11 protein-coding genes are annotated in these 14,155 nt (G+C 30.7%); 7 read left to right on the top strand and 4 right to left on the bottom strand.

The window, feature by feature from the left end:
- Positions 1–13: 13 nt before the first annotated feature.
- Together QEJ31_RS04955 and tyrS are read right to left on the bottom strand one after the other, a co-directional pair.
- Positions 14–1,315 (bottom strand): hypothetical protein, encoded by a 1,302-nt coding sequence (locus QEJ31_RS04955; RefSeq protein WP_280592671.1) that lies wholly within the window; start codon positions 1,313–1,315, stop codon positions 14–16.
- A 49-nt stretch (positions 1,316–1,364) separates the two neighbouring features.
- Complete coding sequence (gene tyrS / locus QEJ31_RS04950) at positions 1,365–2,630, bottom strand: tyrosine--tRNA ligase (RefSeq protein ID WP_280592670.1); 1,266 nt, start codon at positions 2,628–2,630, stop codon at positions 1,365–1,367.
- Positions 2,631–2,677: 47 nt separating this feature from the next.
- Here tyrS and QEJ31_RS04945 point away from each other — a divergent pair, with 47 nt between their 5' ends.
- The 4 genes from QEJ31_RS04945 (at position 2,678) to QEJ31_RS04930 (ending at position 6,216) form a co-directional block, all read left to right on the top strand.
- A complete protein-coding gene (locus QEJ31_RS04945) occupies positions 2,678–3,559 on the top strand; it encodes a hypothetical protein (protein WP_280592669.1) in 882 nt (293 codons plus the stop codon).
- Between the two features lie 33 nt (positions 3,560–3,592).
- Positions 3,593–4,228, top strand: a complete 636-nt coding sequence (locus tag QEJ31_RS04940; protein WP_280592668.1) for a hypothetical protein — start codon at positions 3,593–3,595, stop codon at positions 4,226–4,228.
- Between the two features lie 74 nt (positions 4,229–4,302).
- Positions 4,303–5,511, top strand: a complete 1,209-nt coding sequence (locus tag QEJ31_RS04935; RefSeq protein ID WP_280592667.1) for a tetratricopeptide repeat protein — start codon at positions 4,303–4,305, stop codon at positions 5,509–5,511.
- An 18-nt stretch (positions 5,512–5,529) separates the two neighbouring features.
- The gene (locus tag QEJ31_RS04930) at positions 5,530–6,216 is read left to right on the top strand and encodes a hypothetical protein (protein ID WP_280592666.1); all 687 of its coding nucleotides are present in this window, start codon (positions 5,530–5,532) and stop codon (positions 6,214–6,216) included.
- Position 6,217: 1 nt separating this feature from the next.
- Here QEJ31_RS04930 and QEJ31_RS04925 read toward each other — a convergent pair whose 3' ends face one another.
- Both QEJ31_RS04925 and QEJ31_RS04920 read right to left on the bottom strand, forming a co-directional pair.
- Positions 6,218–8,155, bottom strand: coding sequence for a glycoside hydrolase (locus QEJ31_RS04925; RefSeq protein WP_280592665.1), 1,938 nt, complete (start codon positions 8,153–8,155; stop codon positions 6,218–6,220).
- Positions 8,156–8,178: 23 nt separating this feature from the next.
- Positions 8,179–9,498, bottom strand: coding sequence for a hypothetical protein (locus tag QEJ31_RS04920; protein WP_280592664.1), 1,320 nt, complete (start codon positions 9,496–9,498; stop codon positions 8,179–8,181).
- Between the two features lie 161 nt (positions 9,499–9,659).
- On the opposite strand from QEJ31_RS04920, the gene bioB reads away from it, so the two are divergent.
- The 3 genes from bioB to QEJ31_RS04905 are packed head-to-tail and all read left to right on the top strand — an operon-like array spanning position 9,660 to position 14,142.
- Positions 9,660–10,712 carry a biotin synthase BioB gene (gene bioB / locus QEJ31_RS04915; protein ID WP_280592663.1) on the top strand — a complete coding sequence of 351 codons (1,053 nt, stop codon included), beginning with the start codon at positions 9,660–9,662 and terminating at the stop codon, positions 10,710–10,712.
- On the top strand, positions 10,702–11,907 hold the full coding sequence (locus QEJ31_RS04910) for a pyridoxal phosphate-dependent aminotransferase family protein (RefSeq protein ID WP_280592662.1): 1,206 nt from the start codon (positions 10,702–10,704) through the stop codon (positions 11,905–11,907). Before bioB ends, QEJ31_RS04910 begins: the two co-directional genes overlap by 11 nt.
- A 24-nt stretch (positions 11,908–11,931) precedes the next feature.
- Positions 11,932–14,142, top strand: a complete 2,211-nt coding sequence (locus QEJ31_RS04905; protein ID WP_280592661.1) for an aminotransferase class III-fold pyridoxal phosphate-dependent enzyme — start codon at positions 11,932–11,934, stop codon at positions 14,140–14,142.
- The last annotated feature ends 13 nt before the right edge of the window (positions 14,143–14,155 follow it).

Raw genomic sequence — 14,155 nt, 5'->3', positions numbered from 1 at the left:
ATAAATTTGATTTCTATAATAATTGTTCTTTACAGAAATTAAGAACTAATTCTTCATTTATTAAATTAGAATCAATCGATAATTTATCTGGTATATTTGTTAATATAGTATTAGGATCACTAGTATCAACATAATGTATTCCGTTAGGTAAAAAATCTTTTGAATAGTTTTGATCAACTGGTAAATTTTTTAAATTTAAATAATTAATAACTATTTTATCAGGTTTTTCGATTGTATTATAATTAGTATCAAGGTTTTGTGAAAAACCAATCCAAGATTTATTAATCAGTATTTGCCAACTACTAAAATTACTATAATTTTTAAAATTATTTATATAGTTACTGCTAAATCTCGAATAAAATTTAGACATTCCTTCTTGGCTGTAGATAGCATTAAAAGTATTTTCTTTTTTTGAAGGTACTGGAATTGAGATAATATGATTTTTTAAAGTACTATTAGCTGGTAAACTTAAATCATTGAAATTAAATGATCTGGTTGTATTTTGATAAATATTTGCTGTTGGGACAAAACTATTGTCTGATTTTACTATTACGTTTTTATGTAATGAATATTTAATTGTGTTTTTTGTATTAGGATTTAATTGTAAAATAATAACTCTAGGCCAAGTTGGTAGTAAATAAGTTAAGTTATTTTGAATATCTGTAAAACTCCCATTAGCGCATTGAATAAATATTTCCCAGTTGTTTTTTATTTCTGAATTTATTGGGTAAATAAGGCTTTTATTTAAATTTCTTGCATAATAATTTTTTACAAAAAATACTGTTGAGTATTTTTCTTTCTCAATTGTATTTCCTTTATCATCAATGAAATAAAGTTCTTCTAAGTTATTTTTTTTGATAGTTTCTGAATTAAACTTGTAAAATATTCCATAAGTGTCTGATACAATATTTTTGTTTAGAGTATTCATCGGTGATGCGGAAAATATAAAATTATTACTATCTATTAAAGGTATTGTTTTGTTAATTACATCTGTATTTAAATAAGGAGAAAGTTGATTTACGGTTTTTGTAATAGAATTTTCATCATAACTATTTTGGAGCGAAGAATTTAATTGAATATAAATTTTTACATCTCTTAAAAGATTTTTATTATAATTGTCAAAAATGTAGTCTATACTTGTGAGAGATTCATTACTTTGATCTAGAGGATCTCTTATTAGTTCTGTTGGATTTTGTTTAGGTGAAAAATCTATTTTACGGAACCCTGAAGGAGTTGAATCATTATTGCTAAATAATTTTGCTGAACATGAGCAAAATAAAAAATAACTAGCTATAACCAAAACTTTATTAAACATAAGATCCTTCTCTTTTTAAAAAAACAGAATAGATCTTTATTATAATAAATTATTCAAGTTTAACAAGATGATAATCTTTTTTACCTTTTCTAAGAATAATGGCATTTTGTTCAGTGACAAAATCATTTTCTTGTAATTTATAATTAAAATCAGTCATTTTATTTCCATTAAACGTTAAGCCGTTACCTTGAACTAATTTTCTTGCCTCACCTCGACTGCTAGAAAAACCACATTTGATTAAAATAGTTAAAATATCAATACCAGCAATAAGTTCTTCTTTTGAAATAATTAATGAAGGAGCATGTGATAGATCACCTACTTTTCCTGAAAATAAAACTTTTGAAGCTTCAACCGACTTCAAAGCTTCTTCTTCGCCATGGACTATTTTAGTAATTTCAAAAGCCATAACCTCTTTGACTTGATTTATATTTTCATTTGCCAAAATATGATCAATCTCTTCAAGAGTTTTTAGAGTAAATACCTTTAACATTTTTTGAATATCTGCATCATGAACATTTCTAAAAAATTGAAAGAATTCATATGGTGAAAATAAATTAGGATCTAACCAAACAGCATTGCCTGCAGTTTTACCAAATTTTTTTCCGTCACTAGCAACTAGTAAAGGCGTAGTAACAGCAAAAGCTTTTCCAGAAACAACTCTGCGAATAAGATCTGCTCCGCCTAAAATATTAGACCACTGATCATCACCTCCAAATTGCATTATACAGTTAAAATTTTTATAAAGGTGGAGAAAATCAAATGATTGAAGAATTTGATAACCTAATTCCATGAAAGTTAATCCGCCATCTTCAAAGCGACTTCTATTTACTTCTGCAGATAAAAGTCTAGCCACAGTAAAATGGCGACCTATATCTCTTGAAAAATCAATCCAACTCATTTGACCAATCCAGTCAATGTTGTTTACAAAAATAGGTGGATTAGGAACATCAAAACGAAAGTATCTGTTTACTAATATTTTGAAATTTTCAATATAATTAGCAATTTGATCTTTTGTATTCATAGGACGCATTTCTGTTCTGCCAGTGGGATCTCCGATTAAACCAGTCGCTCCTCCAAAGAGAACAATAGGTTGTAGACCAGCATCTTGTGCGCGTCTAAGCATCATAAGAGCGGCTAAATTTCCTACGTGGAGACTGGCTGCAGTAGGATCAAATCCACAATAGACAGAATAACGAACACCTTTTTCGTTTTGATTCCCTTTTTCAAAAATTTGTTCTAGTTCTTCTTCATGACTTATTTGGGCGATAAGCCCCCGTTTACGGAGGTTGTTAATAAATGAATTTTTTGTGGTCATAAAAATAATCTGCCTTTCAAGTTGAAAGCATCCTATGGAGCTCAATTATGTCTTTTAAACTAAAGAAAATATTTTTTGTCCAGTTTTGTTTATCTATTCTCGGTATTTCTAATCAAGCATTGTCCGCAGATATAAAACCTTCAACAGTGCTCATGCAGCCAACTTCTTACTTATCTGCAGGCAGTGGAGCTGGAGCTTCAGCCCCTGGAGATGCTTCAATGCTCGATGCAAATCCGGCTATTTTACCAGCATTAAAGAAGCAATATTCTGTATTTGGTAGTGGATCTTGGCAAAATAAATTGGATTTAGTTGAAGCAGGAGTTTTTGACTCAACTACAACACCTATTGCAATGGTAATTCGAGCGCGTGAAACTATCCCAACAGATACTTTAACTCGTGATAGAAGTTTTACAGCAGCAGCTGGTTATCAACTTCCATTTCTTTCTAATTTAAGTTTAGGATTGTCTTTTGAATTTCAGCAATTAAGTTTAACTGATAGATGGGCATGGCAAAATGAAAACTATCGCTTAGGTTTAGGCGCATTTTATCAAATTAATACTCCATGGAAAAATCCTATTTTTTTAGGTGTTGGAACAAGAGGATTATTTGATAAATATAATTCAAATATTACTAATGTGGGAATTTCTACCTATGCTTTAGATAATTACTTTACCTTTAATATAGATGGTTTAATTGATTCAAGAAATGGATTTCAAAGTGTAATTACAGGAGTCAACATATTAATTCAGACTTATTTTGAACTCAGAGGAAGTATTGGTTACAATCCTAAACAGGACAGAATATTTTGGGGATCAGGAATTTTTTTTAAAGGACCAGTGCTTCACCTCTATTATACGCTTGTCAAGACAGATTCCGATGATACAACACTCAGGCAGACAGCGGGATTAGAACTCGCTTTTTCAATTTAATTTTTCAATAAATTCGTTCCATTTGGAGGAAAAATGGCAATTACTGATGGCCCTAATTCTCTTTTTATCTCTTCGCAGTCAAAATCTGCCTCACGGGTCGGACATGACATTTTAGCGTACTGTAATCGTTGCAAGATGAATTTAACTCATACTATTGTAACTACTGAAGCTAATAACAAACCTGGCAGAGTGCAATGCAATACTTGCAAGTCAGAAAAACAATATCGTCCACCAAAATCAGAAGCTGCTTTAGAAAAAGGAGGTAAAAGAGAAATGGAACGAGATGATGAACAAGATTTAGATTTAGACGCTGGTGCAAAACTTTTAGCTGGTGATGATGCCGTAGGCAAGAAAAAGGTAAAATCTAAGGCTAAGTCTAGAAAAAAAGAAGATGGTGAAGGACGAGTATCTAAAAGTGCAAATCAATTACCATTAAGTATGCAGTCGGGAACTTCAGAAGATATAGCTAACTATGAAGCTCGTCTTAGCGCACAAAAAAATAATTTGAATCATGCTAAAGAATACAAAGCTTCTGTACGATTCAAACCAGGAGAAATTTTAAATCATAAGTCATTTGGGATAGGTTTTGTGGTTGCTGAAAGTGGATTAAATAAAATTGAAGTTTTATTTCCACAAGGTAGAAAATTATTGGCTACAGGTTTAGGCTAATAACTTTTTGTTGATTAACTTTTTCTTTTGGCATCCACATTAGTGATTTCGTTTTAAAGGAAGAGGTGTTCAAGGTGGATCATTCTGATCTCTTTAAAAAGTTTGGCTTAAATCCACCAGAACCTTTTAGTACTGAATTATCAATCCATGTTGGTGAATCTCATAATGAAATCCGTCTTATAATTAAACATCATTTAAATAAATTAGGTTTTAATAATGTGCGGGCTGATAGAGATGGTCATGCTTCGTTAGCTGAGCTTAAAGTAAAACCAGCACATATTGCTTTGGAAGGTGATGATTTAGATGTCGTAACTGGCTACGACATGCTCAAAGAATTAATGGAAGATCCAAATGTAAGTCGCCCTCCTTTTATTTTAATGTCTAAACCACTAAATAAAGCTGAATTGATGTTTGCCTTGGAAATGGGAATGGATGACATTTTAGTCCGTCCTATATCCCAAGGGGATTTGTTACCTAAAATAAGAAATGCTTATAATGTATTTAACAATCCTAAAAATCCAGAGAGAGTTTATGAACTCGCTAAAGCAAAATTAAGAGCTGAAGATTATCCTCAGGCATTTCATATTTATTCAGAGCTGACAAAAGTATCAGAAAAAGCGGCTAGGCCTTATATAGGCATGGCAAGGGTGCAAATTAAGCAAAATAGTTTAGAAGAAGCATTAGGTTATGTGAATAAAGGAATTGAAAAAAATGAAAACTATATTCACGCCTATGTTGTACGAGCTGATATATATACAGCTATGAAACAAGATGAAAAAGCTCTTGAAGATTTAAAAAAAGCTCTAGAATTAAGCCCAATGAACATTATTCGTTATGAAGGTTGTACGGAATCATTACTCAAGCAAAATAAAATTGATGAGTGCTTAAGTATACTAAATATTGGTGCTAGTGCTGGATTAAAACATCCTTACATTATTGAAAGATTGGGCTATTGTTACTTTTTAAAGAAAGATTATGTCAATGCTTTAAAGCTATTAAAAGAGGCCGTGCGGATAGATCCAGAAAATGTGAGTTACGCCAATTCTTTAGCTATTTGTTATCGCGATTCAAAAGATTTTGAAAAAGCAGTGTTAACTTATAATCAGATTTTAAAGAAACAACCCGATAATCATCTTGTCTTGTTTAATAAGGCAGTAACTCTTATTTTTTGGGATAAAAAGGACGAAGCTATTAAGATACTTAGACGTATTTTAAAGATAGATCCTAACTATAATAAGGCTAAAGAGAAACTAAGTGAGTTAGGTGCTTCGATAGAAGGTTAGAATATTGGAGAGAAGCTAATGGAAAAAGAATTATCATTTGCAAAAGCGCAGACTCCTGAACAAATGTTGATGCAGCTTCTTTTTCATTTTTCAATTTTGATGGAATATCAATTAATAGATTTGCAATCAAATGTTCGATCTTTTGTTGAAGCTATGTCTGAAGCAATTCAAAAAATGGACAATTTAGTGGTTGAAGAGGGGCAGCAGGCTAATGAAATTTATGAAAATTTATTTAGCAAGGCAGAGTCTGAAGCCCAAGCTTTAAACCAACGAGCAAATTTTAGAGCAGACGATATTTTCGCCGAAGCAAGTGGACAAGATAAAACTGGTAATCAAACCCAAGCACAAACTCCAAAAACATCCGCAACGGATACAAATGCTTTTGATAAAATTTGGTCTGAAATTTCAAAACGAATTGAAAGTGTTTCTAGATTAGAAGAACGCTTAAGACCTCAAGTTTATACTATGATTCAATCATTAAATTTTGAAGATATCCAAACTCAAAGAATAGAACATGCTTTAAATGCACAAAAAAAATTGAATGAAGGCATGATTAAGTTTTTGAAAAAAGGCATTCAAAACTGTGATTTAAAAGAAGTTTTAGAATTTGCTAATAATTTAGTTAAAGAAACAAAAGCTTCATATACGATGGTAGATGAGAGAAAAGTATTTGAGCAAGTATTTTATGAAGAGAAAAACAAATAAATTAAGGTGTATATATTACTTTTTTATTTTCTTTAAGATAATTTACTTCAACACTTTCTTTAGGAATATTTTTATAACTAATCTTTGAAAAATTTGCAGTTACTATAATTTCATTTTTATATTTTGCTTGTTGAACAAATTTATCGTTAGTTAAAAATTCAAAACTAGTTAATGGTAATTCAGCAATTTTGTGATGGTATGTTTGAAAAAAATCAGAATATTTTTTTAATTCTATTTTGTTTTCTTTAATTAGTTTAAAATCTAAAGACCAAATAGAAGGAATTCCATATAGTATTTCAAATAGAATTCTTTTTGTTTTCAAGTTACTAAATTTAGTTATTGGAATTTCCCATCTATCAGTTGTTATGATGGCATCATGATACACATATTGAAACAATGGAATTCGATATAATGGATTATATTTAGTATTTTCATAGTCTTCAGGGGCTTTAATAGTTTTAAAAAAGAATTCAGGTCTTTCTGTAGGATACCAACGACCATAAATTTTATTTTGTCTAGTCAATTTCCAATGCGGAGAATTAAATACTGAAAAATTTCCATGTGCAAAAGCAAGACTTGGAATTGCCCAATAAACAGCAGTCTCCGAGCCTAAAACTAATTTCTCTTGCTTAGAAATATGATTTAATCGTTTAATTCTATTTTCCATATCTTTTTTTGCATTCATAGGATGAATTGGTGAATAATCATCATGCAATGCGCCTGTAGCATCGACATCCAAAAAGTAACTATTAATTCCTGTTTCTTTGAAATTTTTTAGCCTGGAATATAAATCTTTATTTTCAGGTTTTTGCTTCACAAAATATTCAGAACTTGCTTCGTATCCACGGTTTTGAAACCCAGGTTTGCGTTTGCCTCCTTCTTCAATAATAGCAGCAATTGGCCAGGCATTTGGAAAAATAGAAAGTTGGGTGTCTGCAGTCTTTGGATTTTGAATATTTTCCCATGTATCATAAGGCCCCACTAAGTAACCATAATTTTTTGCTGTCTGAATAAATTTTTTTGTCACTTTATATTTCTCATTAATATTTTGGTCGTAACCAAGCCACAGAGAATGAATTCCTAAATCTTTTAATAAATTTAAAGATTCCTCTGTTCTTCCTGTTCCCCAAAGATATGCATGAAAAGCGCCGTATAATTTAGTAATTTCTTTATTCTGAGCTGCTTTTTGATTTAATGTAATGAGTTCATTTTTTTGAGTTAATAAATTTCTAAAATGTTTTCCAGGAGCCAAAAAATCTTGCTTTGGGTCTACTGTTATTTTTATAATGTAAGGTGCTAAATTATCTTTTTGCCTAAATTGATGTTCTTGTTGGATATAAATACTATCTGAATTTTTATTAAATTTTAAAGTATTGTTTAAAGAACTATCTGATATATACGTCACAGTATTATAATCTGTTATATTAGCAAATAAAGGTAACGTGAGCTGTTCTTTCATTGAATATTCATAAGCGTCATATTTATCAATTTTTGTAATCCAAAAAGGATCTTGAGTCGGAATAAGTAAACCTTCTCCATCTGGTATAACTAACTCTTCAGAATTATTTGTTTCTGAATTAGTAGATGTTAAGGTGCTTGGCCATTCAAATATTTGTGGAATTTTAGAAGTGAATTTAAATACTAAGAAATTGTTTTCTTTTTTGACTTCTACAGAGATACTTTTTTCCGGATAATCCCAGCTAAAAGTATTAGAACTTTTTTTTAAATTTTTAAAGTCACTAAGTAAGTGGGAAATAGGCGACGCAATTGAAAGAGAATTTTGCTCTGTTTTTCCCATTACTTCTAAACTCTTTAAATTTATTTCTGCACTCCAATTGTCTAATTGAATATCAATTATATTTGAATCGGCAAATGCATTTATATTATTTATATTAATGCAGATAAAAAAAAAGAGGGAATTTTTAGAAAAAAATTTCATATAAATCCTAGAATATTATTTATTTATAATTTTCCATGCAGGACTCCTACTGTTTGAAAACCACCTCCAGCAGCAATCCATATGTCAAGATATTTTATTCTTGTGACATCTTTATTGCAAGTTTTAAGTTCTTTTTTTACCAAATTTAGTATATCTAAATATTCTTCGTCACTTATTTGTTCTAACCAAGATTTATATAATGAGGTAGAGCCTGAATCAAATATTTCTATTCTTTCATTTTCATAAATAGTTTGAAATAATATTCCATTTTCTACAAGAGAAAAAGAAAATTTCTTTGATTTTGAGCATAATTCATTAAAGTAACTGGCTAATTCATTTTTAGAAATGAATTTTTTTTCATGTATAAGAATGTTTTTTATAAAAAGCACTCTAGAACGTAAAATAGGTAAAGAAGCACAAACGGTATTGCCAATATCAGCCATTAGAATAGGGATTTTTTCAGATAAATGAGAATTTATTTTTTGCTTAACTTCTTTAAGAATATTTTTATTTGCTTGATGTATATAAATAGTACAGGCAATTAATTCTGGTTTATTTTCATTCCATTCTGATAATAATTGGAGTCTTTTTTGCCAGCAATATTCTATAGCTTTAATAAGTGATTTAACAATAATTGAAAAAGTTTCCTTTGGTTGATTTAAAAACAATTTATTTTTATGAATATTTTCATTCGTCGTTGGTTGTCGCGATCCACCTACAGGAATTTCAATGTTGTGAATAATTTTTGAATTTGTTTCTTGAAATACAAAACAAAAAAAATCATTATTTTTCTTTTGGAAATTTTGTCTTAAAATGATTCCAGCCGCTCCATCTCCAAACAAAGAGCGGGTTCTTAAGTCATTTTGTGGTAAACCTTTGTTTTTTACTTCACTCGCTGCAAGTAAAACATTTTGCGAAGTAGTTTGGATGATGCCTAAAGAACTTCTTAAAGCGGAAAGAAAACTGCTACATGAACTAGCAATATCAAAACAATGGACATTTGGGGCGAGATTTAACCCTGCATGGACAAAATGAGCTGTAGCAGGTGAGGGACAATCGCCTGAGGTTGTTGCAATGACTACAGAAGAAATGTCTTCCAAATTTATGGAAGAATGTAAAATTGCTTGAACGACCAGATCACTGCTTGCTTGATTAGGCAAAGCATGTCGCCTTTGGGTTATACCCGTATGTTTTTGAATAGAATTTGCAACATCGGAAACTGTTTTACCAGTTGATTGAAACTCTTGTGCAATGGATTCATTTGACTGCAACAAAGCAGGTAAATGACAAAAGCTGCTAACAATTTCTGCAAAAATAGTTATGTTTTCTATTCGTACTGTCATTGCTTCCCTTTAAATAAATGTCCTTTGATAAATTCTTAGCCTATGAGGTAGAAAATATCTTAAAAAAAAAGATTTCCTAATCTGGATGCACTTTACATAAATTATCAATAATTGTAAGACTTATTGGTTCTTTTATGAGTGATAAATTTGAGGAGAAGTGAATGCAACAGATATCCGAATCTTTTGAAAACCAACCCCTATCAGCATCCTGTCAAACAGAAAATATTGATTGTGGAATTTCAGAAGATTACGATGAAGAAATTTATCAAAAAGCTATGAATTTTTACCACATGCCTTTTTTGCAATTAATACAAGAAGCAGCTGTTGTTCATAAGGAAAATTGGCCCCAAGCCGATATCCAAAGAAGTGCCCTTCTTTCAATTAAAACTGGTTCGTGTCCTGAAGATTGTTCCTATTGTCCCCAAAGCGCACGCTATGAAACGGACATAAAAAAACATCCCTTGATGGAAGTAGAAGATATTGTAGAAAAGGCAAAAGCTGCCAAAGAAAACGGAGCTCAGCGTTTTTGTATGGGGGCAGCATGGCGTAAACCACCACGTGGCGAACAATTTGATCGTGTATTAGAGGCCATACGACAAGTAAAAGCTCTTGGTATGGAATCATGTGTTACTCTTGGACTGTTAGATGAAGAGCAAGCCAGTAAACTAAAACAAGCTGGCTTAGATTATTACAATCATAATGTAGATACTTCTAAAGATTATTATTCAAAAGTAATTACCACTAGAAAATTTAAAGATAGAGTAAAAACCTTAAGAAATGTTAGAAATCAAAATATCAATATTTGCTGTGGCGGTATTTTGGGGATGGGTGAATCCGCTTCAGATAGAATGAAACTGATTGCATTTTTAGCGACCATGACCCCACAACCAGAAAGTGTTCCGATTAACTTTTTAGTAAAATTTGATGGAACCCCTTTGGAAAAAATGGAAGATATTGATATTTTACATTTTGTAAGAACTATTGCCGTTGCTCGTCTTCTACTCCCTAAATCTCGTATTCGTTTATCAGCAGGAAGAATGGATATGAGCAGAGAAGCTCAAATCTTATGTTTAACTGCCGGAGCAAATTCTATTTTTTCTGGTGAAGTTCTACTTACTTCTCCTTTACCTGGTTATACGTTTGATAATCAGTTGATTGATGATATGACAAAACCGCTAACAGTTAGTAATAAAGAAATGGTAAATGTCCTTTAATTATCTAAGTGAAGTATGGGAAAAATCACTAAAAAAAATAATAGCAGAAGGTAATTATCGTGAGATAAATTCCTTTCAGCAATTAGTAAAAAATAATAAAAACTTTATTGATTTTTCATCCAATGATTATTTAGATCTAAGAAATAACAAGAGTATTATCGATGCTGGGCATAGAAGTGCCCTAAAAAATGGTGCGGGTTCTGGTAGTTCTAGATTAGTATTGGAACTCGACCAAAATATTTCATTGCTAGAAAATTATTTTTCGGAAAAAACTGAGTTTCGTTATTCAATTTTCTTTCCAAGTGGATTTGTTGCTAATGCAGCGTTATTTGATGCTCTTTCTTTGTTTCAGTGGGAAGAACAAGAAAAACAAAATATTCATTACTTTATCGATCATCGTTGCCATGCAAGTTTATTTTATGGTTTAAAAAATGCAAATGTGTATAGTGACTTTTTTAGGCATAATGACTATATGCATTTAGAACATAAACTTTTGCATTCTGTAGCACCGGTAAAAATTGTTGTTATTGAATCGTTATATTCTGTTGATGGTGACTTTTCTGATCCGCAGGCTTTACTGCAATTGTGTGAGAAATATAATTTATTAATTATCATTGATGAAACGCATACTGTTGGTACTTATGGAAAGAGTAGAACTTGGTTACAAGCGTATTCCTTTTTAAAACCTTATATTCTTGCTTCCATGTCTGGCTGTGGGAAAGCAATTGGTGTTGCTGGTGGTTTTCTGGCAACAGATCATTATCAATTAAAAGAAAGAATCATTCAAAAATCTAAATTGTTAATTAATTCAACTGCAGTTTCACCTTTTGTAACCGGAGCTGTACAAAAATCATTAGAAATTATTTACTCTTCAGAAGGTTTAAATTTAATTACTAAACTACATGAAAATATTTCTTATTTGAGAGATAGATTGGCTGAATTTTCAGAAAATGAATCTGAGTTTAACTTTGACATATTTGATTTTAGTAAACAAAGGTCAAATATATTTCCACTTGTTTATAAATATCATTGGGAAATAAAACAAAAAGAAAAATATTTTATTGAAAACGGTTTAATTTTAAAAGCTTTGCGACCTCCTACAGTTCCTAAAGGAACTTCCCGCTTTAGAGTTATTTTAAAATCCAGTCATTCAAGAAATGACATTGATATGTTGGTTGAATTTTTAAAAAAATAATTGGTTAAATATAGGAACTAAAATATGTTAACAAAATTTCCAGCTTATTATGTAATGGCAGCAAATACAGATGTTGGCAAAACTATTTTTTCCTGTGGCATTACTATGTCTGCTGTAAAGAATGCGCTTCGGTTACTTTATATAAAGCCAATTCAAACTGGTTTTCCGTTAGATTCTGATTCTTCTTTTATTAAAATTAATAATCCTTCTGATTTAGTTTCAACAAAAACAATATTTTCTCTTTCAAATCCAGTATCGCCGCATAGAGCTATTATTGAAAAAAGTAACGATCCTTCTGAACAGTTTCTACTTGATGAAAAAATGTTAAATATATTAGAAGAAGAACTCATTAATAATGAAGCGCAATTTATTTTAATTGAAGGAGCTGGTGGCGTTGCTTCACCAACAATACAAGGCCAATTGCAATGTGATGTTTACAGAAAATTAAGATTGCCTATTATTTTTGTTGCTGACAGCAGATTAGGTGGTATTTCATGTACAATTAGTTCGATTGCGCTGCTTGAAACAAAAGGTTACGAAATTGCATGTGTGTTATTATTTGAAGGCAAAGATGAAAATGCACTTTTTTTAAAAAGGCAGTATAAAAATAAGTTTCCTGTTTTCTCATTTAAAAATCTTACCGAAAATAAAGAAACAAAATCAGAAAAAGTTGGGAAAAAAGAACTTGAAAATTGGTTTAAAATGAATGATGAGATATTTTCAAATGTATTTCAGCATTTAACCAGTTATCATGTTACAAAAATTGAAGTTATTGAAGACTATATTGAAACTGCAAAAGAGAATATTTGGTGGCCGTTTACTCAACATGGATTGAACATTGAGCCTAAAGTAATAGATAGTGCTTATAAAGATAATATAACTTATGTTAATTTAAATAAGTTGAGAGATCAAAATATTTTAACTCACAATAATTATGACGCAAATGCCAGCTGGTGGACACAAGGTATTGGGCATGCTTCTTCGCGATTGGCTCACGCAGCTGCGATGGCTGCCGCAAGGTATGGGCATGTAATGTTCCCAGGAAATATTCATGAGCCAGCAGTAAAATTAACTCAAAAATTAATGAATACTGTTGGGAAAGGCTGGGCAAAAAGAGTTTTCTTTTCTGATAATGGTTCTACTGCAGTAGAAGTTGCTATAAAAATTGCATTTAGAAAAAAGTTTGGTCTTCCAAATCAAAATGAAAAAATAAAAAACATTTTGGTGCTTGGTTTAAAAGATACTTATCATGGTGATACCCATGCAACAATGAATGCAACGAATCCAAATTCATTTAAATTTAATGATTACTGGTATGAGCCTAAAGGTTATTGGCTATCATATCCATCAGTCTTTATGAAAAATAAAAAATATTATGTTTCTTTGCCAGATGATTTTAATGATGAAAATTTAATTCAGTTAGATATAAATAATATAAATGAAATTTTTGATAAAAACAGAGAAAATAAATTATTAAAAGAAATTTATCAAAAATATATTGATTCTCAAATGTATGTTTTAGAAGATTCTTCATTTACGGTAGGAACTCTCCTTATAGAACCGATATTACAAGGTGCTGGAGGAATGAAATTAATTGATCCATTATTTCAAAAATTATTGATCCAAGAATGTAAGAAAAGAAAAATTCCTGTTATATTTGATGAGGTTTTTACTGGATTTTGGCGACTAGGAAAAATGTCTGCTGCGCATTTAATGGATGAAAAGCCTGACATTGCGTGTTATGCAAAACTGTTAACAGGAGGTTTGCTTCCTTTATCCGTAACATTAACTACTGAAGAATGTTACGAAAGCTTTTTAGGAGATAATCTATCAACTGCATTGCTGCATGGACATTCATATACCGCGCACCCTATTGGTTGTTTAGTTGCTACTGAAGCTATTGAAGAAACTTTTAATTCTCTTCACTTTTGTAATGATAATAATTGTTTAGAAATACCTTGGAATTATGAATTAATTGAGCAATTTTCTGAATTGCCAAATATTGATAAAGTTTTTGTACTAGGTACCGTCTTAGTTTTTGAATTGCAAGATCAGCATTCTGATTACACATCAACACGCTCTAAAACCTTAATAGAAAAACTAAAAGAAAATAATATAGATGCTAGGTGTTTAGGAAATGTTGTGTACTTATTTTCTGGGTTTAATACAAAAAAAGAAATTTTGCAGGATATTTTATCAAAAACTTATTTTTATTTAAAGACTGAGTGTAATTAATTTTTTGCAAATT

This window comes from Pigmentibacter sp. JX0631 (assembly GCF_029873255.1).
Lineage (GTDB): Bacteria > Bdellovibrionota_B > Oligoflexia > Silvanigrellales > Silvanigrellaceae > Silvanigrella.
This window is presented reverse-complemented; position numbering and strand designations above follow the sequence as displayed.